This is a genomic window from Clostridium niameyense (assembly GCF_001243045.1).
GTDB classification, from domain to species: Bacteria; Bacillota; Clostridia; order Clostridiales; family Clostridiaceae; genus Clostridium_F; species Clostridium_F niameyense.
Genome location: NZ_LN849007.1, coordinates 2,031,447 through 2,052,935 on the forward strand (window position 1 = coordinate 2,031,447; position 21,489 = coordinate 2,052,935).

A 21,489-nucleotide genomic window follows, 5' to 3' on the forward strand; every position below is an offset into this window, starting at 1 on the left:
TTTCTTAAAATAAAAGTGAGAAATCAGTTATCAGATACTACTTAAAATTACATTTAAATCTCCTGACACCAATTTCTCATTTTATATAGGTTTATATTTAATTGATTTTTAATTTAATCTAATGCTAACTTATTATTTTAAGAGCTATTAATATAAATAACACTATACTAACAAATATTCTATATACAGCAAAAACTTTCATAGGTTTTTTCTTTAAAAACTTTATAAATTTATCTATAACTACAAGTGCTACTAAGAAAGCTACAATAAAGCCTACTGCTAAAGCTATTAGTTGCATAGATGAGCATGTACTAAAAACATTATGTTTTATCAAAGATATTCCTGAAGCTCCTACCATAACAGGTATGGCTAAAAAGAAAGAAAATTCTGCTGCTGCCACTGTAGAAAGTCCCGCTATCCATGCACCTATTATTGTAGATGCTGATCTTGACATTCCTGGCCATAAAGCTAAGCATTGGAATAACCCTATAATTACAGCTTGCCTAGCATTAATACTATCTATACTTGAACTTCTAGTATTATTTCTATATTTATTTTCAGCATATATCATCCAAATTGCTCCTACAAGTAATGCTATAGCCACTGGCAAAGGATGAAATAATTTTTCTTCTATTTTATTATGAAAAGGTAGTCCTATTACCATAGCAGGTATACAAGCGATTACTATCATAAGCCAAAACTTTAATCCGCATTTCTTTACAGGAACCCTGTCACTAGGCAAAAAGTTTCTTAACGTACTTATAATCTTGTCCCAATAAAGTACAACTACAGCTAATATTGCTCCTAATTGAATAACTATCTCAAACATATCTATGTAACTTTTATCGTATACAGAACCATTAAATCCTATAAGAGATCCTGCTATTATCATATGCCCTGTTGAAGACACAGGTAAAAATTCCGTTACACCTTCTACTATACCTATTATTATAGATTTTAATATTAACAGCATTTTAGTTAACTCCTCACTCTCTAATTTTATTTGGATATTTATTACTATATTTATAATAAATCACCTTCTATTATACTATTTTTTTATTCTTACACAACAATAAAAAAATATATATACATCATTATTGATTCTCTTTAATTAATTATTATTTCATACGATAATCATTAAAGAAAATTTATAACATATGAAAGGAGAAAATACTTTGAATAACTTTAAAGACAAAACTAAGTTAAAATTTTTAATCATTCCTATAGTGTTAATAATATTTCCTTTAATTCTTTCATCTTGCAATAATCGCAAATCTAAAGGGATATTTATAAATAAGTGGGATAATTTTTATGAAGATAAGTATATACATTTTTATTATGATGATGGCAAGACTCCTAACGGTCAGCAATTAAAATCTACTTATAAATTAGATGAATTAGTTGCTTCAAAAAAAGACGAACTTGAAAAATCCAGTGAAATTATCTCTTGGATACAAGGTAAAATTAAATTTTCAAAGAATAGCATTAGTAGTAATAAAGATGCATTATCAATACTAGAAGAACTAAAAAATGGCAAGACTGGATCTGATAAGGAATATGCAGAAGTTTTTACTCAAAGTGTAGCATCTCTCGGTATTTATTCAAGAATAGGAGAATATAAAATAAAAGATTCTCAACATGAAAAGGATGATACATCCTTTAAAGTTTGTGAAATATGGAGTTCTAAATATAAAAAATGGGTAATGTTTGATGTAGTAAATAATTGTTATATGGCTAAAGGTAGTACCCCTTTAAGTGCTATTGAAATTTTAAAGAATGATTTAAATTCTTTAAACATAGTAGGAATCAAGGATAAAAATAAATATATAAAAGAGTACAATAAATATTTTTATAGTTATACCATAAATATAGATAATAATATAAACGATGCAATAAAAAGTAATTCTAGTATAACCTTTATACCTCCTGGTAATATTCCAGAAATAAAAACTAATAAGGGTTATATACCACCTACTATTTTTGTAACTAAAGAAGATTTATTTAGTATATCTCCTTTAGAAGATTATAATAACGATTATAAAGATAAAAAGTGCACCTTAATATTATCCAAGAAAAATTCAAATAATAATGAAAATCTAGAATTTTATATAGGTGCCTTTAAAAATAGCGTAATGTTAGATGAATACTATATTAGTATAAATGGAGCTAATTTTATAAAAGTAAAAAAATATTATAGATTAAACTTAAAAAATGAAATAAATACTATTAGGCTTTCTGAAGATGGAAAAAATATCGAAAGAGAAGTAATGATTCAATATAAAAAATAAAATATTCATTAGATAAATAACAATAAGTAAATTTAAAATGGAAAGTTATTATCAGAATCACTTAATACAATGTGAAACTCTGATTGCTAACTTTCCACTTTTTTATCTTATCAATTCTCTTACTCTAACTATTTTATATAATACTTTTAAACTAAATATATTTATCAAATTTATTTACTATTTTTTATTGTATCTAAAATTTGTTTTTCTACCTTTTTAATATCTGGTACATAAAATTTTAATATTTCCAACTTACCCTTAATTCTATATTTTCCGAGAAACGCTGGTATTAATATAGTTTCTCCTTTCTCTATGTTTTCTTTACCACCATCATATATAAGTATTCCTTCTCCCTCTACACAAGTAAATGTAAAAAATCTTTCTTTATCACTTTCTTCCTCTAAGTATTTATTAATTTTATAAAGTTCTACTGAGAATTCTTGAGATAAAGAATAATAGGTTTTTATATAACCATTGTATTTTATACTTATCCCTTTTTTTCTTTCAGGAATTATATCTAAATCTATACATTTTAAAGCCTTATCTATATCTAATTTTCTTCCTCTATTATAATCATATAATCTATAAGTAGTGTCACTACTCTCCTGTATTTCAACTAAAGTTATTCCTTTTCCTATAGCATGAATTAAACCACTATTTACATAAAATATATCTCCCTTTGCTACTTTTACTTTATTTAAATAATTTTCTAATTCCCCTTTTTTTAAAATATGTTTTAAAGACTTTTTATCCTTAATTTTACTACCAAGGACTAAAAATGCGTTTGGTTTGGCGTCTACAATATACCACAATTCTGCTTTGCTATTTTCTCCCTTTTCCAGTTTATCTTTTCTTCCTGGATGAAGTTGAACAGATAAATTATCTTCAGCAGTTATTATTTTTAAAATCAAAGGAAATCTTTTATATTCATCTATTATATGAGTTCCTAGCAATTTTTCTTTGTACTTTTTAATAGCTTCTTTTAGTTTTTTTCCCTTTAGTTCACCATTTTTTATAATACTTATTGAATTTTTATAACAGCACAAGTCTAAGCTTTCCCCTATATTCCCCTTTGGAATATCATCTCTAAATTTTTCTAATTCTCTTCCTCCCCATATTTTTTCTAGGTAAATACTTTCAAATTTTAAAGGATACATACTACTTCCTTAAAGATTAATATCATTATATATATATTTATTATATTAAATTAAAATTCTGGTTTTTCTTTTATAATTAACATAAATATACACATTAAAATTTAAAATCTGTAATTTTTAATTTTATGTAAAAACAACATATTTTTTAGTTGTTAATCTTTATAGGTATTTCTAAATTATTATTATAGAAACTTTTAAAGCGCCTATATACTTAATATTTGATTTATCTCCATTATATGTAATAATATATCAATAAAGGGTAAGAATATTATGTATATTAATATTAAACACCAACTTTTCATTAAAAACAAATAAAATTTAGCCATGTATTTACTAATATTGATGTAAAAAAGTATAAAAGTATATTATAATAATTTGTAGTATAAATTTTATTAAATTAATTGGTAATTAATATTTAATTTGATTAAAGGGAGTGTCTAAAATTAATATAAAATCTTTTTTCAGTATAATAATCTCAAAAGCGGTTTTAAAGTTATCTAGATCCCTATTTAAAAGAGGAAGCAATTTTCCTGGAAAGGTAGCTTTAAAATTAGATAAAAATATATTAAAAGTTGTATCTAAAAATTATAAGGTAATATTAGTTACTGGTACTAATGGAAAAACTACTACTACCAGTATGATATATAATATGATTAAAGATACTAAAAAACCTGTAATTTCTAATGGAACAGGTGCAAATTTGTTTCCTGGAATAGTTTCTTGTTTTGTAGAAAATTTCTCTTTCAACGATAAAAGAGAAAAATATGCAGTTATCGAAGTCGATGAAGCCAATATGAAATTTATTACAGAATACATATCTCCAGAAATAATAACTGTAACTAACTTATTTAGAGACCAATTAGATAGATATGGTGAAGTTTATACTACCTTGAGAAAAATATTAGAAGGAGTAGAAAAAGCTCCAGATTCAACTTTAGTATTAAATGGAGATGAATCTTTATTAGGTGATTTAGGAAGTTTTCTTCCTAATAATATATTATATTACGGTTTTAAAGACTTTAAATACTCTAAACAAACAATAGATTTAAACGCTGACGCTAAATTCTGTAAAAAGTGTAAGAGCCCTTATGAGTATGAATTTCTAACCTATAACCATCTAGGAAAATATTATTGTAAAAATTGCGGATATGAAAGACCTCACTTAACTTATTGTATAGATGAAGTAGAGGACTTAACTCCTGAAGGATCTTTAGTAGTAATAAATGGACAAGAATATTATATAAATCAATCTGGCTTATATAATATTTATAATGGGTTATGTGCTTACTCCATAGCTAAAACTATTGGAATAGATAAGTCTATAATATATAATTCTTTAAAAAGTCAAAAAAGTAGCTTTGGAAGACAAGAAAACATTTTTATAGATAACAAAGAAGTAAAAATTATTTTAGTTAAAAATCCTGCTGGCTGTGATCAAGCTATAAATACTATTACTCTGGATAAAAGAAAAGTTGATTTAGCCATAATTTTAAATGATAATTATGCGGATGGAAGAGATGTATCTTGGATATGGGATGTAAAATTTGAAAAATTCAATTCCATGAATATAAATAAAATCATGTTATCTGGTATAAGATTATATGATATAGCTTTAAGACTAAAAATAGCTGGTATGCCTTATGAGAATTTTGATATTTGTAAAAATCATGATGAGCTTTTAAATTCAATAAAAAATTCTAATGAAGATACTATATATGTACTTACAACTTATACTGCTATGATTGACTTTAGAAAATTTCTAAATAGCAAAGGCTATATAAAGAAACTTTGGTAATAATGAAAAGAAGGTGATTAGATGGAACTTAATATATGTCATTTGTATCCAGATCTATTAAATGTTTATGGAGATTTGGGAAATATACTTATATTAAAATATAGAGCAGAGCAAAGAGGTATAAAAGTAAACATTTTTAATGTATCTTTAGATGATGACTTTAACGCAGACAAATTTGACATAGCACTTTTTGGTGGTGGACAGGATTATGAACAATCTATAGTTTCAAAAGATATGATAGAAAATAAAAAACCTGCTCTAAGAGAATACATAGAGAGTGGTAAAGTCCTTTTGGCTATATGTGGTGGTTATCAACTTCTTGGAAAATACTATACAACACCTGAAGGAAAAAAACTTGAAGGCTTAGGCATACTTAATATAAGAACTGAATCAGGCAATACTAGATTCATAGGTAATACTATTATAAAAAATGAAGAATTTAATGAAACTTATGTAGGATTTGAAAATCATTCCGGCAGAACTTACATAGGAGATCTAAAACCTTTAGGAAACGTAGTTGTGGGTTATGGAAACAACGGAAAAGATGAAAAAGAAGGTTGTATATATAAAAATACATTTGGAACTTATTTCCATGGATGCCTTCTATCTAAAAATCCAGAACTTGCAGATAGGCTATTATCTTTAGCACTAGAAAAAAAATATAATACAAAAATAGAACTAAACCCTATTGATGATACCTTAGAACTTAAAGCCAAAGAGTTTATTATGATTAGAGAAAATAAAAATTAAAAAAGGAGTTTTCGTAAATTATATTTTTAAAGTATTTTACGAAAACTCTTTTCTTATAAAATATAAATAAAAATTTCTACCTTATATTACTTCTACTTATAAACATCAAAGGTTAATTCATCTTCATAAACATCTACTTTAACAGTAGTTCCTTCATATACATCCCCTTTTATAATCTTTCTTGCTAATTCAGTTTCTATAGTATCTTCTATATATCTCTTTAAAGGTCTTGCACCATATAGTGGATCATAACCTTCTTTTGCCATAAGTTCTTCTGCCTTTTCAGTAATTTCAAGTTTTATATGTTTATCTTCAATTCTATTTCTTATATCATCTAAGAATATATCTATTATTCTTTCTATTTCCTCTAAATTTAGGGGTTTAAATAGTATTATATCATCTAATCTATTTAAAAATTCGGGCTTAAATCTAGCTTTTAACTCATCTTCAACCTTATCTCTTATTTCTTCATCTATACCTTCTTTATTTTTATTTTCTAGTAAATAATGGCTACCTAAATTAGATGTCATTATAATTATAGTATTTTTAAAATCTATAACTTTTCCTTTATTATCTGTAAGTCTTCCATCATCTAATATCTGTAGGAATATATTAAATACATCTTCATGAGCCTTTTCTATTTCATCAAATAATATAACACTATACGGCTTTCTTCTTACTGCTTCTGTAAGTTGACCCCCTTCATCATAACCTACATATCCTGGAGGAGCACCTATAAGTCTTGATACAGAATATTTCTCCATATATTCTGACATATCAATTCTTATAATATTTTCTTCACTATCAAATAATGTTCTGGCTAAAGTTTTAGCAAGTTCTGTCTTACCAACTCCAGTAGGACCTAAGAATATAAATGAACCTACTGGTCTTTTAGGATCTTTCATACCTGCTCTAGCTCTAATTACTGCATTAGCAACAGCCTTTACAGCTTCTTTTTGACCTATAACTCTTGTTGCTAATTCTTCATCTAGCTTTAACAATTTTTGTCTTTCACTTTCAACTAATTTTGACACTGGTATTCCAGTCCATTTAGAAATTATTTCAGAAATCTCTTGCTCTGTAACTTCTTCTTTTAACATAGCATTTTCATTATTGCCTTGTTTTATAGATTTTTCCTTTTCTTCTATTTGTCTTTCTAATTCAGGAATAACACCGTATTTTAATTGAGCTACTTTATTTAAGTCATATTCCCTTTCTGCCTTTTCCATTTCTCCTCTTATATTATCTAATTTTTCTTTTAAATTTCTTACATCTGTTATTTGACCCTTTTCTTTTTCATATTTTGAGGTCATTTCTTTATCTCTATCTTTTAATTCACTTAATTCTTTTTCTAAAACAGTCAATCTTTCTTTAGATGATTTATCCTTTTCCTTTGAAAGAGCTTCCTTTTCAATTTCTAACTGAAATATCTTTCTCTTAATAGAATCCATTTCAGCTGGCATACTATCTATATCTGTTCTTATCATTGCACAAGCTTCATCTATTAAATCTATAGCCTTATCAGGAAGATACCTATCTGTAATATATCTATTAGAAAGTTTTGCAGCAGCTACAATAGCTGAATCATGAATTCTTATACCATGATATATTTCAAATCTTTCTTTAAGTCCTCTTAATATAGATATAGTGTCTGAAACTGTTGGTTCATCTACTATAACCGGTTGAAATCTTCTCTCTAGCGCCTTATCTTTTTCTATATATTTTCTATATTCATCAAAAGTCGTAGCACCTATACAATGAAGTTCGCCTCTTGCAAGAGCTGGTTTTATAAGATTTCCTGCATCCATTGATCCTTCTGTTTTACCTGCTCCTACTATAGTGTGAATTTCATCTATAAATAATATTATTTTTCCACTGCTACCTTCCACTTCCTTTAAAACAGCTTTTAATCTCTCTTCAAATTCACCTCTGAATTTTGCTCCAGCAATAAGAGCCCCCATATCTAAAGAAAATACAACTTTATCTTTTAACCCTTCAGGTACATCTCCTCTTACAATTCTTTCTGCCAACCCCTCAATTATAGCAGTTTTACCTACGCCAGGCTCTCCTATAAGTACAGGATTATTTTTTGTTCTTCTAGATAATATTCTTACAACCCTTCTTATTTCTTCATCTCTTCCTATTACAGGATCTAATTTATGTTTTTTAGCTTCTTCCACTAAATTTCGCCCATATTTTACTAAAGCCTCATAAGTTCCCTCTGGGTCTTGTGTATCTACCCTTTGATTTCCCCTAACTTGTGATAATACTTTTAAAAATTCAGACTTAGTTATATTAAATTCCTTTAATATGGAACCTACTTCCTTTTTGTCTACATCCATAATTCCAAGCATTACATGTTCCACACTTATATAAGAATCTTTAAATCTTTTAGCTTCCTCTTCTGCCTTTACAAATATTTCTTCAAATCTTCTTGTTGGATATACTCCAGCACTTTGTGCTCCTTCTCCTAAGACCTTTGGCATACTATCTAATTTTTTATTAGTTTCATCATTTAAAACTCTAGTATCTATACCCATTTTACTAAATATATTAGGAATTAAGCCTTCATCTTGGGATATAAGAGCTTTAAATAAATGTATAGCATCCAGTTGTTGATGATTATACTTTACAGCTATTTTTTGTGCATCATTTATAGATTGCTGTACTTTTAAAGTAAGTTTCTCTATATCCATAATTTATCACCTCGTATTAAAAAATATATACTTATATAAAAGTATCTGCCTTAAATCAATAAAATATTTATTATTAAATAATTTACCACTTTTAAATAAAAATAACTATACCGAAAAGTTTAATTTAAACTTCATCTGCATAGCTATTTTTATATTTTAATCGAAATTTCTTAATCTATCATTTATTTTATAATAATTATGTCTCTTGAAAAATTATTTAATATTTCTGGATTACCATCTTTGTCTATAACTACAATATCTTCTATTCTCATACCAAATTCACCTGGTATATATATTCCGGGCTCTATGCTAAAGGCCATGCCTGGTTTTAATACCATATCATTATTTTCTCTTATATATGGCGCTTCATGAACACTATATCCTATACCATGACCAGTTCTATTTAAAAAGTGTCCACCATGACCTGCTTCATTTATAATATGTCTAGCAACCTTATCAACTTCTCCACAAGTAACACCAACCTTAGCAAATTTTTCTGCCTCATAATGTGATTTTTTAACTATTTTATAAATTTCTTTTTCCTCATCTGTAATACCACCTATAAAAAAAGTTCGTGAAGTATCTGAACAATATCCTTTATATTTACATCCTAAATCAAGAATAATAAGATCTTTCTCCTCTATTACTCTAGAATCTTCACTATAGTGAGGCATTGAGCTATTAGGACCTGATGCAATTACTGGCTCAAATGCAAGTCCATCCGCCCCTAATTCATTAAATATATACTTTATTTTATCCTTAATATCTTTTTCTGTAATACCAGGTTCTATAAATTTAGTTAATTGATCCATAACTTCGTCTGCCATCTTAGCAGCTACTCTCATTTTTTCTATATCTTCTTCAGTTTTTATTATTCTAAAATTCTCCAAAAGATTATGGGCATTAAAAAACTTACCATTAAATTTCTCTGATATATCAAGCATATCTATAGCTCTTATAGAACAATTAATACCTATATTTTTATCTAACAAATTAAAATCTTTTAATCCTTGAATTACGCTGTGTACAAAACCTTCTCCGTCTCCCCATATATAATATTCTCCATCTTCACCTAATTTCTTTGCAATTTCTTCATAATTTAATTCTGGAGTAACATAAAAATATCCTCCATCTTTCAATAAAAATAAAGCTTGAAATCTCTCATCTCTCACTGGTGAAAAATCTAAAAGATATTCAAGATCTTGTGATGGACCTATAATAATAGCGTCAAGATTATCTTTCCTCATTGACTTATAAAGGTTCTCTATATATGGTGCTTTAAACAATTAAATTCCCCCTATTTAAATACTCTTTTATTTTATAATGCAATATATGGCTAATTTTAATTGTATGATTAAGTTTTTAAAAATATGTTAATTTATTATTATTATCTATAAATAAAACACTATTACGTTATTATAATTAATAAAATTAATAGTGTTTTTTATTATTCATGTTTTATAATTTTTTAGAAATTTTAATTGCTAAACTAAAGTACTTTATAGATTCCCCTACTTGACCCATTTTGTGATACATTTGTCCTACTTTCATATATCTTTTGTAAACTTCCTGCTTTGATCCAAATTTTAATATAGAATCCAAAGATAAATTCATATACATTTCAGCAGTACTTAAGTTTCCTTGTTTTTCAAATATCAATGCCTTATAATAATAAGATTTTTCTATAAATCTTAAATCATTCATTTTTATAGAATAATCTAAAATTTCGTCCGTAAGTTCATTAGCTTTTTCTAAAATATTATTTTCTAATAATATCCTAATAATATCCAACATAAAAGAAATAAATCTTTTACTATTACACTTTGGATATAAAGAAATAGATTTATTTATGTACTCTACAGCTATGTCCTTCTCCCCTATATCAAACATAACTGAAGCATATTTAAAAGTAGCCTCTGCTTTTTCTATACATCTATCACCATATAATTGGTAAGATCTTTCTTCATAGTGTTCAAATTTTTCTCTATCAAGCCTTAAAGAAAGTATTGCTAATATTTTATAAACCTCTGCTTTTTTTGTTTTATTGTCTAAGAAATCTATTAATTCTATAAGATTTATAGCTATGTCGTAAGCTTTAGAAAAATCATTTATTTTCATATAACAAGCTGCTTCATCATAAGTAACTTCTGATAATAATATATAGTCTTTCTTATTATAGGCAATTTTTCTAATGTTGCTATAATAACTAGCAGCTTCTATGTACTCATTTGTATTATAAAAAAATTTAGCTATATCCATATAATATATAACTTTATTTTCTTCTACACCAGATTTAAGCCAATAATCATAGTATTTTGATATTATAATTTGTAGTTTTTCTATTTCACTATTATCTAAGTAATAATTAAATAATAAATGTATTATATAAAATGCTATGTAATAATATTCATATTCCTGCGCATATTTTAGATTATACTCTAATTGTTCTTCATAATCCTCTCTATTAGGACTCTCTGTTAATTTATCTATATTCTCAATTATCTGTTCTTTAACACCAGACTTTAGATACTTAACATCAATTTCTAGTTTTTGTGATAGTTCCTCTAAAATATCCTCGTCAGGTTTGATTTTATCATTTTCAATACAACTTAATTTTGACACTGATATTTTATTATTACTTAGTTCTTTTAATGTAAATCCTTTGTATATTCTTGATCTTTTGATTTTCTGTCCTACAGAAAGTATCTCCATAAAATTATCACCCATCCAAACATAAATCTAGTTACATATCCTTCAGTATCCCTATTTCCTTAAACATTTCTACTCCATAATTCAAATAATTTGCCGCTTCTTTATCTTTTCCATTATCTATATAAAATTTACCTATAATTATAGATATTTCTGCTACCTTTTCTTTATCATCCATATTTTCAACAAAACTTAATGCTCTACATATTGTATTTTCTGCTTCTTTAACATTTCCAGATAATATTTCTACTCTATACTTTAATAAATAATAATCTACTAAAGCATTTTCATCAGCGGTCTCCAAATTAACTATAATTTCATCTAATACATTTTTACAATTATCTATATCTTTTTGTTTTATATAATTTTCACATATATTTATTAAAGTTTTTATAATCAAAGGATCTTTATTTGTTTTTCTAATTTCTTTGGCTCTATCAAAGTGTATAAAAGATTCTTCTAAATTATCAAATTCATAAAATAGCTTACCTAAACTATCCTCAATTTCAGCAGTGTATTTTACATCTTCTACTTCCTTAAAAACACTTAAAGTTTTAGATGAATATCTTATAGCAGCATCTATATCACCTTTTTTACTGTATTCTTGAGCTAATAATAACAATGTATTTGCATATTCTTTTTTATTATTTAATTGCTTAAATTTTTCATTGGCTAAATAAGAATAATCTATTGCCTTATTTAAATTATCTAGTTTAAAATAAGTATAGGCTATATAATAATATATTTCAGCTAAAAGATAGTCATTCCCTATATCGTTATCATTATAAACTTTTTCAGCTTGTTGAAAATAACTACATGAGGAATGATAAGCCTTTAATTTTATAGTTATCTTACCTAAATTAACAAAAGTATCTACTATTTCTTCAAAGTTATTATTTTTTATAAAAATTACATTTGAAGATAGCAAAAATTGTTGGGCTATAGGGAGTTCTCCCTTATACATATATATAAGTCCTCTTAAATATAAATTTTTAGCTTTTCTATATTCTAAATCATATTTTTCTACATAATGAAGTGATCTTTCTAAATATTCTTCTGCTAAATTCAAATTATCATTTAATATGCTTGACTCTATTATATTCTCATAATATTCACAGATTTTTTCTGCTTGGGTATCTTCTGACTCCATAAGATATTCAATAGAAGTATTTAATGATTCTGCTAAATATTCTAAAAGATCCATACTAGGATTAGATTTTCCCGATTCTACTAAACTTATTTGTCCAGGAGTAATTCTATCTCCAGCTAAATCCTTTAGTGTCATATTCAATTCTTTTCTTCTTCTTTTTATTTTTTCTCCTAAAGATAGTATTTCCATCTATCTATACCTTCCTCATCTAACATAGTTTTATTCATTTGTCAATTTGGTCCAAACAGTTTATCTAATGTTAATTATCAAATCTATAATTTGTTTAATTATACATATATTTAACAATTATATTATACCACATCTTTTCAATTAACATAAAATTTAAATTAAATTAATTACAGGATCTTTTACTTTTAAAGGTTAATTCTATTTTCAACTATAAAATAATAAAATACTACAATATACTAAGTAAAAAATAAATAGTGGGATATTTAGTTAAAGCTAAATATCCCACTATTTATTTATCTTAGGATTCCCTTCATGCCTTCATACATATCTCCTGCAGCATGCATCATATTTCTACCCGTTCTTCTAACTTTTCTTCTAGTTCCTCTATCTAATTTAGGAGCTATTAACATACTTGCAGTTGCTCCTATAATTGCACCTGCAGTAACACCTGATAAAAATCTACTACGCATATTCTACACCTCTTTTATTAATTTAGTATTTAAGTATAGAATATGCATTTTTTTATTTTATTAAACATAATTTTTAAATAATCTCATCCATAGCTTCATTTGCTAATTTATCACATCTATTATTATATTTATTATCGCTGTGTCCTTTAACTTTTATAAATTTCACCTTATGTTTTTGTAAAAGGTCATCTAACTTTTCCCACAGCTCTTTGTTTTTTACGGGCTGTTTAGAAGCTGTTTTCCAACCATTCTTCTTCCAGTTTTCCAGCCAATGTTGATTTATAGCATTTATAACATAAGCTGAATCACTATATAACTCTACATTGCAAGGCTCCTTAAGTATATACAATGCTTCTACTACAGCAGATAGTTCCATTATATTATTAGTAGTATTTTTGAAGGACTTTTTTATTTCTTTTTTACAATCTCCATACATTAAAACTATGCCATAAGCCCCTATGGTATTTTCTTTACCATTTCCTCTACAAGCTCCATCAGTGTATATAGTTACTTTTTTCATTTACAACTGCCACCTCCTGAAAACTTTGCTTTGCTTTTTTTTGTTCAAAGCCTTTAAAAATATTGTCTATAGCATATATAAATTTTTTAATATTTTCTGTTCCAACTATGCTAGATATATACTTTACTGCATCTCTTACTAAAACAATTATATTATCTTTTCCTTCCCAATTATCTATTATTACCTGCTCAGGTACTTCAGTAATTATCTTATTAAGTCCAAAGAACATTATGGAAATATCATCAATTTTACCTATAAAAGGTATAAATGACGGTATTATATCTATAGGACTAACAATATAAGTTAAAATTCCTGCGACTAAAGCTTTATTTTTAGTATTAATTCTATCATCTTTAAATAATCTATATAAAAGTACTGTTATATCTGGAACAATCATAGAATACTCAAATAATTTTTTATATTTTTTAGGTAATTTATTTTTAAAACTTATTCTAAGTTCTGAATAATTATCTTTTTTATACCCCAATTTATAATTTTTTTTAGTTTTGACTTTACTATTTATCTTTTCCTTATTATCTTGGGAATAAATAATATTATCCACTGTTGCTTCTATAAACCCATTTAACACATTAATTTTTCTAATTTTAAAATAAACATAAGGTATTTTCTTTGATAAAGTGTCTAAATCTATTTTTATATTATCTTTATGTACATAAATTCCATATTCCTGAAAATTTTTGAGTAAAACCTTTAATGCTAAATTTTTAATACCACCAAGTATTTTTAAGTTACATACTTCTACTTTAAATATTCTCACATTTAAAATATTATCTACTATACTACCTAGTCCAAGTTTAGCCTTAAATAATATATTCATTCCGTTCTTATATAAACCTTCAACTGTTATAAACTCATCTATAACTATACCTTTAAATTCCAACCCCTCAACTTTTACAAAATCCTTTAATATGCTCAAAATATCTTCTGAGGATATTTTAACTTCTGCTGATGATAACTTCATATTACCTTTCCCCCTACTAATTTCCTTATACATAAGTATACACTAAACTTTGAATCCATAAAACAATAATATAACCATAAATTACTTTAGTAAAATTTATGATTTTCGTTAGACTATATTTTAAAAATATTATAGTATAATTGTACAAACTTTTAATTTAAAAGACATGTAAATTATATAAATTTTCCTTATAGAAAGGAGAAATTTAATGGGTAAAATAAAAAATAAAATTATACTACTTCCTATAATTGTAGCTTTAATTTCTATAATAGCTATGATTTCTATTAACTTGTATACTAATAAAAACACCTATATATCCTATAATAACTTTTTAAAAGATATTGATAATAAAAAAATATCTAAAGTTTATATTACAGATACCTCCAAAATAGAAGTTAAACTAAAAAATGGTGAAATTTATCAAACAGATAATCCTCGTTCTTTGAATTTTAAAGAAAATCTCTTAAAACAAGGAATTAACATATCAGAAAACTCACCTATGACATTAAAAGAATTAATTCCTGTAGTAACTTTAATTGCTTCCCTTATTTCAATAGTATTTATTGCTCTAAAAAATACTAAATTTAAAAGTAAAAGTTTTGCCTCTATAGATGCCTTAGAATCTGAAGAAGTAAAATCAACAGGATATAACTTTGAAAGTATTGCAGGAAATGAGGAAGCAAAAGAAAGTGTACGAGATATAGTAGATTTTTTAAAAAATCCAGAAAAATATAATTCTTACGGTGCTAGAATGCCTAAAGGAATTATATTATATGGTGAGCCTGGTACTGGTAAAACCCTTCTAGCTAAAGCTGTAGCTTCTGAAGCTAAAGTACCTTTTTACGCAGTTTCAGGATCAGATTTTATACAAGTATATGTAGGGGTTGGAGCTAGCCGTATAAGACAATTATTTAAGAAGGCTAAAAATAATGGCGGAAAAGCCGTAATATTTATAGATGAAATAGACGCAATTGGTAAAAAAAGATCTTCTCAAAAAATGGGAGGCTCTGAAGAAAGAGATCAAACATTAAATGCCCTTCTAACTGAAATGTCTGGTTTTAATGAAAGTGATGGTATAGTAGTAATTGCAGCTACTAATAGATTAGATGTATTAGACGAGGCTCTTTTAAGACCTGGTAGATTTGATAGGCATATAGAAATCAATTTACCTGATATACATGCAAGAGAGAAGATACTAAAATTACATTTAGAAAATAAACCTATAGGAAATATTGACGTAACAGATTGGGCTAAAAAAACTGCATATTTTTCCGGAGCTAAAATTGAAAGTTTAACAAACGAAGCTGCTATATTAGCTTGTAAAGAAAATAGTCCTAAAATAGAAGATATTCATGTTGATAAGGCGTTTTCAATAATATTGGCAGGTTATGAAAAACAAAATAGAGACTATATTAAAAATAAAGATAAAAAAATAACTGCTTATCATGAAATAGGACATGCTCTTATAACAAAAGAAGTACTACCAAACGAAAAAATATCAAAAGTAACTATTATACCAAGTACTAAAGGTGCTGGTGGTTATACTCTAAGTATACCGGAAGATAGCTTATATCAAAGTAAAGACTATCTTTTAAAAAGAATAATGGTTCTTTTAGGTGGTAGGGCTGCAGAAGAAATTATATTTGGTAAAAATCAAATAACTACCGGGGCACACAATGATCTACAAAGAAGTACATCTATTGCTTATACTATGATAACTCAATATGGAATGGGTGAAACCCTAGGTTTATTGAATCTAGCTGAACTTTCAAATAAGTTAAATATAGATGAAAATAATATATTAAATGAATGTAAAAATTTGATAGATTCTATATATAATGAAGTTAAACAAATACTTTTAGAAAACAAACATGTACTGGATAAGTTAGCTAAAAAACTTATAGAAAAAGAAACCTTATATACAGAAGATTTTTGTTAAAATCTTTTTAAAATTAATATGCTCTATATTTTAAAATAGGAAATTAGTAATTAAAAGGCATTTAAAAGTTTTAAATGCCTTTTAATTACTCTCTTAACAATTTCCTATTTTAAATTTATTTATATCTACTTTTATACTTTAACATTTCTATTCAATATATAGGATATTATTATTCCTCCAATTAATCCACCTATGTGGGCAAAATTGTCTATATTAGAAATAGAAAATCCTAAAACTAAATTAGCTATTATAACAGAAACTATATTCTTAAAAAATCCTTTTCCTATATTTTCTTTATTTTTATAAGCTATTATTAGTGTTGCACCTAAAACACCAAATATAGCTCCTGATGCTCCAATAGATATTGCTGGTGAAAAGATATAACTAAAAATAGAAGCTAACATACCCGATACAAAATAAATAATCAAATATTTTATTTTTCCAAAATAAGATTCCACTAAGGGTCCAATACAATATAAAGAATACATATTTAAGCCTATATGTACTAATCCACCATGAAGAAACATGGAAGTTATAAATCTATAATATTGACCTTTTGATATTAAATAGTTAACCTTAGCTCCTAATACAATTAATACTCTTATATCACTGTCAAATATATTTCTAGATAAAAATGCTGTTAATATATACATTATTATATTAGCTACAATTATGGAATAAGTTATAACTGTACTATTATTTTCTTTATTATATATGGAACTTAGATTCTGTTTTGGTGGGGTACTTATTATGTCTTCTGTAGTTTTATTAGTCTCACTTCCAGAATAAAGTATAGTATGAGATTTATAATTTATGATTATAGATTTATTTTCTAGATATTTATAATTTATGTTATTCATAATTTCATCAACTTTATCCACATCTGTTAATAAAACTATATTTAAGACGACATTCTGATTTTTTAATAATTCCTTAAAATAATTTTCTAAATAATTAAAATTTAATTTTTCAAAAATATCCTTATGAGAAAAAATTATAATCTGATCCAGATTATCATACCTTTTAGCAATAGCCCATTGACCTTGAATTCCTGAAAATAATTCAATTTCTAATATATTGTACCCATTAACCCTTATAAGCTTTTCTATAAAATTTTTAATAAATTTTTCTATTTTACTCACCTCGTATAACTATAAAAACACCGTTATTTATAATGCTACACATTCTATTACTATATTGGGATTATTTAATAAGTCCATTTCATAATAAGAATTATTGCTTTTATTTAAACTATCATAAAAAATTCGTACTACTGGCCTATCAGGTAATCCTCTATTTTGTCTTATTACATATCCTGTTTCTCCATTAGATAACTTAACTCTACATCCCAAAGGATATATAGCAAAAGTATTCTTAAAATTTCTTACTAATTCTTCATCAAACATAACTCCCGAACCTGATAATATTAGCTCATAAGCATCATTTGGTGTAAACTTTTTTCTATAACATCTATCATTACTTACAGCATCATAAACATCACAAATACAAACTATCTTAGCATTTTTACAAATTTGGCTTCCTTTAAGTCCATATGGATATCCGTTCCCATCTATTCTCTCATGATGTTGCTCTACTATTTTAATAATATTATTTGATATAGCTAAATTTTTTACAAGCATTTCTCTCCCATATATGGGGTGTTTCTTTATTTCCTCAAATTCTTCATCTGTTAATTTACCTTTTTTATTTATAATATTATTTGGAATCTTAATTTTACCTATATCATGTAATATAGCTCCTATAGAAATTTCTTTTAATTCTAATTCATTTAATCCTGAAGACATTCCTAAAAATGCAGTCATAATGCAAGTATCTAAACTATGTACATAAGTATAATTATCATAAGTTTTTATATCATATAAACTTTTATTTACATCCCCCATATTTATTATATAATTTATCATTTCTTCTACTTCATTAAAAGAATCCTTCAACTTTTTTCCGTTGAAATCATGAATATTTTTTGTTATATTAGCCATGGACTTCATAGTAGTTTGTTTGAGTTTCATAAGTTTTTCATCTTCTACCACTACATCTTCTAATCTTGCGTCTTCTACATATACATATAAAACACCTAAATTTCTTAATTTATTTATATATCCTTGTGTAAGTTTTATTCCTGATTTTAATAAAACTTGTCCTTTTTCCGAAAATATATTTCTACCTAACACATCACCTGGTTTGACTCTATTTATAAATTCAAGCCTCATTACAATAAACACCTCATAAATTCATCTTTAAATTAATAAAATTCTCCATATTAAATAAAAAACCGTTTACTTTTAAGTAATAATTGGTTATTATTATAGTATAATTTCCATTTTATAGGAGGTTGATTTTGAAAAAACTAATTGTTATTTTATTATTAATTACATCTATATTTGGTGCAACACATTATATTTATAAAAGCGCTAAAGAAAAAGATATAACTTATAGCGTTGAAAAATATATGACTTCTAATTTATTTAATAAACATAAAATGTACAATATAGATAATTTTAATTTAATATTTTCTGATGGAAATATGGCTGTAGTAAAGGTTTATGGAACTACTAAAAAATCTCCTCATAAGAAAGTGTGCTATAATGTATTTTTAGACAAGAATAATAAAGGTTCTTGGAAAGTAAAGAAAGTATATAAAAATACTAATTCAGATAGTAAATCTTATTATGAAAATAAAAAATAATTATTTTTTATTTTCATCTTTTTTTTGCACAATCTTCACATATACCCTTTACTTTTTTTTCGTGAAATATATCTACATTTGAAAAACCAGTTTTTTTATTTATTAATTCTTCAATTTGAACCATAGGACAATCAATCTCTACTTCTTTATGACATAACTTACACTCTATAATATGCTTATGATTATCTTCTTTAATTTTATAATTATATTTTCCTTCACCTAAATCGAACTTTCCCACTATATTTTTTTCCTTAAATACTTCTAATGTTCTATATATAGTAGATACATCAATATCTACTCCTACATTTCTAAGTTCACTATAAATGCCTTCTACATCTAAAGAGTGTTTTTTATTTATTAATATCTCAAGTATACTCATTCTAGCTTTAGTAGCTTTTAAATTATTTTGTTTTAATATTTTTTTTAATTCCATATTATCACCTTACGATAATGATACAATATAGTACAACAAAAACTCAACATTTTTTTAATATTATTGCTAAAAAAGTATCATTTTTATGCCAAATAAAATTAATATAAATCCTCCTATATAATCCGCATACTCAGAAATAATAGCTATTTTTTTTATATATTTAGATATTGTAATTCCTATAACACACATAAACAGCGTAACCACACCTATAATTAAAGTCATTTGCATAAGTATTATTAAATTATTTATGAAATTAAGTGTGGTAAAGCCTACTACTAAAGCATCTATACTAACTGAAATTCCCAAAATGCAATACATAGATTTTCTACAAAAAATACACTCTTGTTTTTTTTGAAAACCCTCCTTAATCATTAAAACTCCTACTAATGAAATAATAAAGCCTCCAATTATTTTAGGCATAGACATTATGTATCTTGTGAATAAAAATCCTCCATATCCCCCTATAAATGCAAATAAAAATTGAAAAAATGCAAAAGAAATTGCAAAAGATAATTTATTTTTAAGTTTAATTTCTTCGTTAATGCTTATACATAGCATAACACCAAAAGCATCTAATGAAAGAGCTAATGCTATCACAAATATATCGTATATACCCATAATTTCTCATATTTAAAATATGTAAAAACATATACATAATAATATTTTTATTAAAATATCACAGCATAGATTTTATACACATTTTCTCCTTTCCTTAATACTATAGTTTTCCAATAAGAAAATCTAATATTATTTTTATTCTTAAAAAATATATTTATTCTATAGCAATTATAAGATACTTTTGATATTGTTTTTTTACTAACTATTTACTACATTCTCTAGCTTTTTTGGATCTAAAAACTTTATTTCATTAGAAACTACCTCTACTATTTTTCTTCTAAATCCATTTTTGTCCTCATAACTTTTTGTTTGAATTTTTCCTATAACACTTACAAGCTTACCCTTTAGCATATATTTTTCTATAGCTTTTGCATGCTTTCCCCAAACTATTACTGGAATATAATCAGTTTTATTATTTTGTTTATCATAATATCTACTTACTGCTAATGTAAATTTTAAAAAAGATATTTCTCTTTCTTTTATTTCTCTAATTTCAGCATCCCTAGTTAGTCTACCTATAAGCATGACTTTATTCATATATATACCTCCAACTTTTTTCTATATTTATATCCAAATTTATGTTTTATAATCAAAAAGTTTAGAGCCATTTTCTTTAAGCCATTTTCTTCTTTCCTTATAATTAACTATTGTACCTTCCACCATATTCCAAAAATCCTTAGAATGATTCATATGTTTAAGATGACAAAGTTCATGTACTACTATATAATCTATAATATTTATAGGTGCCATTATAAGCCTATAATTATAGTTTATATTTTTCTTAGATGAACAACTTCCCCATAATGTTCTTTGTGATTTTACCGTAATTTTATTAGGTAAATATCCCATCTTATTTCCATAGTATTTAGTTCTTTGTTCTAATATTTCATAAGCTTTAACTTTATAAAATTTTTCTATGCTCTGATTTATTATATCTTTTTTATATTTCTCTAGAATTCCTTCATTAATATAGATATAAAATTTTTCTTTTTTTAACTCTAGATCACAATACACAGATTTTTTATTTTTTATTTCACATGGATATAGTTTACCTAAATAATAATATCCTTTTATATCGCCCAAATT

General features: G+C 25.5%; 20 protein-coding genes. 5 read left to right on the forward strand and 15 right to left on the reverse strand.

What is annotated here, in order from left to right:
* Positions 1–124: 124 nt before the first annotated feature.
* Positions 125–973, reverse strand: coding sequence for an undecaprenyl-diphosphate phosphatase (locus tag BN1711_RS10540; protein ID WP_050608108.1), 849 nt, complete (start codon positions 971–973; stop codon positions 125–127).
* 202 nt (positions 974–1,175) lie between these two features.
* On the opposite strand from BN1711_RS10540, the gene BN1711_RS10545 reads away from it, so the two are divergent.
* Entirely contained in the window at positions 1,176–2,288 is a 1,113-nt protein-coding gene (locus BN1711_RS10545; RefSeq protein WP_243128267.1) for a transglutaminase domain-containing protein, read from the forward strand.
* 170 nt (positions 2,289–2,458) lie between these two features.
* On the opposite strand, the gene BN1711_RS10550 is transcribed toward BN1711_RS10545, so the two are convergent.
* A complete protein-coding gene (locus BN1711_RS10550; protein ID WP_050608110.1) occupies positions 2,459–3,445 on the reverse strand; it encodes a type I phosphomannose isomerase catalytic subunit in 987 nt (328 codons plus the stop codon).
* 433 nt (positions 3,446–3,878) lie between these two features.
* On the opposite strand from BN1711_RS10550, the gene BN1711_RS10555 reads away from it, so the two are divergent.
* Together BN1711_RS10555 and BN1711_RS10560 are read left to right on the forward strand one after the other, a co-directional pair.
* Positions 3,879–5,240 carry a Mur ligase family protein gene (locus tag BN1711_RS10555; protein ID WP_050608111.1) on the forward strand — a complete coding sequence of 454 codons (1,362 nt, stop codon included), beginning with the start codon at positions 3,879–3,881 and terminating at the stop codon, positions 5,238–5,240.
* Positions 5,241–5,261: 21 nt separating this feature from the next.
* Positions 5,262–5,990 carry a type 1 glutamine amidotransferase gene (locus tag BN1711_RS10560; protein WP_050608112.1) on the forward strand — a complete coding sequence of 243 codons (729 nt, stop codon included), beginning with the start codon at positions 5,262–5,264 and terminating at the stop codon, positions 5,988–5,990.
* Positions 5,991–6,082: 92 nt separating this feature from the next.
* Here BN1711_RS10560 and clpB read toward each other — a convergent pair whose 3' ends face one another.
* The 7 genes from clpB to BN1711_RS10590 form a co-directional block, all read right to left on the reverse strand.
* Positions 6,083–8,686: an ATP-dependent chaperone ClpB gene (gene clpB, locus BN1711_RS10565; protein ID WP_050608113.1), complete on the reverse strand. Its 2,604-nt coding sequence runs from the start codon at positions 8,684–8,686 to the stop codon at positions 6,083–6,085.
* A 182-nt stretch (positions 8,687–8,868) separates the two neighbouring features.
* Complete coding sequence (locus BN1711_RS10570) at positions 8,869–9,972, reverse strand: M24 family metallopeptidase (RefSeq protein WP_050608114.1); 1,104 nt, start codon at positions 9,970–9,972, stop codon at positions 8,869–8,871.
* A 172-nt stretch (positions 9,973–10,144) separates the two neighbouring features.
* Entirely contained in the window at positions 10,145–11,398 is a 1,254-nt protein-coding gene (locus tag BN1711_RS10575; RefSeq protein ID WP_050608115.1) for a helix-turn-helix transcriptional regulator, read from the reverse strand.
* A 31-nt stretch (positions 11,399–11,429) separates the two neighbouring features.
* Positions 11,430–12,734: a helix-turn-helix transcriptional regulator gene (locus tag BN1711_RS10580; protein ID WP_050608116.1), complete on the reverse strand. Its 1,305-nt coding sequence runs from the start codon at positions 12,732–12,734 to the stop codon at positions 11,430–11,432.
* 293 nt (positions 12,735–13,027) lie between these two features.
* Complete coding sequence (locus BN1711_RS12325; RefSeq protein ID WP_082174112.1) at positions 13,028–13,204, reverse strand: YtxH domain-containing protein; 177 nt, start codon at positions 13,202–13,204, stop codon at positions 13,028–13,030.
* 73 nt (positions 13,205–13,277) lie between these two features.
* Positions 13,278–13,724, reverse strand: coding sequence for a ribonuclease HI (rnhA, locus tag BN1711_RS10585; protein WP_050608117.1), 447 nt, complete (start codon positions 13,722–13,724; stop codon positions 13,278–13,280).
* On the reverse strand, positions 13,699–14,706 hold the full coding sequence (locus tag BN1711_RS10590; RefSeq protein WP_050608118.1) for a YkvA family protein: 1,008 nt from the start codon (positions 14,704–14,706) through the stop codon (positions 13,699–13,701). Before BN1711_RS10590 ends, rnhA begins: the two co-directional genes overlap by 26 nt.
* Before the next feature lie 208 nt (positions 14,707–14,914).
* Here BN1711_RS10590 and BN1711_RS10595 point away from each other — a divergent pair, with 208 nt between their 5' ends.
* Entirely contained in the window at positions 14,915–16,645 is a 1,731-nt protein-coding gene (locus BN1711_RS10595) for an ATP-dependent metallopeptidase FtsH/Yme1/Tma family protein (RefSeq protein WP_050608119.1), read from the forward strand.
* A 131-nt stretch (positions 16,646–16,776) separates the two neighbouring features.
* Here the strand turns inward: BN1711_RS10595 and BN1711_RS10600 are convergent, their stop codons facing one another.
* Together BN1711_RS10600 and BN1711_RS10605 are read right to left on the reverse strand one after the other, a co-directional pair.
* Complete coding sequence (locus BN1711_RS10600) at positions 16,777–17,787, reverse strand: rhomboid family intramembrane serine protease (RefSeq protein ID WP_050608120.1); 1,011 nt, start codon at positions 17,785–17,787, stop codon at positions 16,777–16,779.
* Between the two features lie 27 nt (positions 17,788–17,814).
* The gene (locus BN1711_RS10605) at positions 17,815–18,876 is read right to left on the reverse strand and encodes an HD-GYP domain-containing protein (protein ID WP_050608121.1); all 1,062 of its coding nucleotides are present in this window, start codon (positions 18,874–18,876) and stop codon (positions 17,815–17,817) included.
* Between the two features lie 128 nt (positions 18,877–19,004).
* Here BN1711_RS10605 and BN1711_RS10610 point away from each other — a divergent pair, with 128 nt between their 5' ends.
* Positions 19,005–19,352, forward strand: coding sequence for a hypothetical protein (locus BN1711_RS10610; RefSeq protein ID WP_050608122.1), 348 nt, complete (start codon positions 19,005–19,007; stop codon positions 19,350–19,352).
* Positions 19,353–19,365: 13 nt separating this feature from the next.
* Here BN1711_RS10610 and BN1711_RS10615 read toward each other — a convergent pair whose 3' ends face one another.
* The 4 genes from BN1711_RS10615 to BN1711_RS10630 form a co-directional block, all read right to left on the reverse strand.
* The gene (locus BN1711_RS10615) at positions 19,366–19,785 is read right to left on the reverse strand and encodes a Fur family transcriptional regulator (RefSeq protein WP_050608123.1); all 420 of its coding nucleotides are present in this window, start codon (positions 19,783–19,785) and stop codon (positions 19,366–19,368) included.
* Between the two features lie 66 nt (positions 19,786–19,851).
* Positions 19,852–20,403: a manganese efflux pump MntP gene (locus BN1711_RS10620; protein WP_050608124.1), complete on the reverse strand. Its 552-nt coding sequence runs from the start codon at positions 20,401–20,403 to the stop codon at positions 19,852–19,854.
* A gap of 198 nt (positions 20,404–20,601) precedes the next feature.
* Entirely contained in the window at positions 20,602–20,940 is a 339-nt protein-coding gene (locus BN1711_RS10625) for a single-stranded DNA-binding protein (protein ID WP_050608125.1), read from the reverse strand.
* Positions 20,941–20,979: 39 nt separating this feature from the next.
* Positions 20,980–21,486 carry a M48 family metallopeptidase gene (locus tag BN1711_RS10630; protein ID WP_050608126.1) on the reverse strand — a complete coding sequence of 169 codons (507 nt, stop codon included), beginning with the start codon at positions 21,484–21,486 and terminating at the stop codon, positions 20,980–20,982.
* Positions 21,487–21,489 lie beyond the last annotated feature (3 nt).

Bases quoted from the DNA above. Each gene is read 5' to 3' on its own strand.
- BN1711_RS10540 (WP_050608108.1), bottom strand. From the start codon at position 973: ATGCTGTTAATATTAAAATCTATAATAATAGGTATAGTAGAAGGTGTA.
- BN1711_RS10550 (WP_050608110.1), bottom strand. From the start codon at position 3,445: ATGTATCCTTTAAAATTTGAAAGTATTTACCTAGAAAAAATATGGGGA.
- BN1711_RS10560 (WP_050608112.1), top strand. From the start codon at position 5,262: ATGGAACTTAATATATGTCATTTGTATCCAGATCTATTAAATGTTTAT.
- clpB (WP_050608113.1), bottom strand. From the start codon at position 8,686: ATGGATATAGAGAAACTTACTTTAAAAGTACAGCAATCTATAAATGAT.
- BN1711_RS10575 (WP_050608115.1), bottom strand. From the start codon at position 11,398: ATGGAGATACTTTCTGTAGGACAGAAAATCAAAAGATCAAGAATATAC.
- BN1711_RS10580 (WP_050608116.1), bottom strand. From the start codon at position 12,734: ATGGAAATACTATCTTTAGGAGAAAAAATAAAAAGAAGAAGAAAAGAA.
- BN1711_RS12325 (WP_082174112.1), bottom strand. From the start codon at position 13,204: ATGCGTAGTAGATTTTTATCAGGTGTTACTGCAGGTGCAATTATAGGA.
- rnhA (WP_050608117.1), bottom strand. From the start codon at position 13,724: ATGAAAAAAGTAACTATATACACTGATGGAGCTTGTAGAGGAAATGGT.
- BN1711_RS10590 (WP_050608118.1), bottom strand. From the start codon at position 14,706: ATGAAGTTATCATCAGCAGAAGTTAAAATATCCTCAGAAGATATTTTG.
- BN1711_RS10595 (WP_050608119.1), top strand. From the start codon at position 14,915: ATGGGTAAAATAAAAAATAAAATTATACTACTTCCTATAATTGTAGCT.
- BN1711_RS10605 (WP_050608121.1), bottom strand. From the start codon at position 18,876: ATGAGGCTTGAATTTATAAATAGAGTCAAACCAGGTGATGTGTTAGGT.
- BN1711_RS10615 (WP_050608123.1), bottom strand. From the start codon at position 19,785: ATGGAATTAAAAAAAATATTAAAACAAAATAATTTAAAAGCTACTAAA.
- BN1711_RS10620 (WP_050608124.1), bottom strand. From the start codon at position 20,403: ATGGGTATATACGATATATTTGTGATAGCATTAGCTCTTTCATTAGAT.
- BN1711_RS10625 (WP_050608125.1), bottom strand. From the start codon at position 20,940: ATGAATAAAGTCATGCTTATAGGTAGACTAACTAGGGATGCTGAAATT.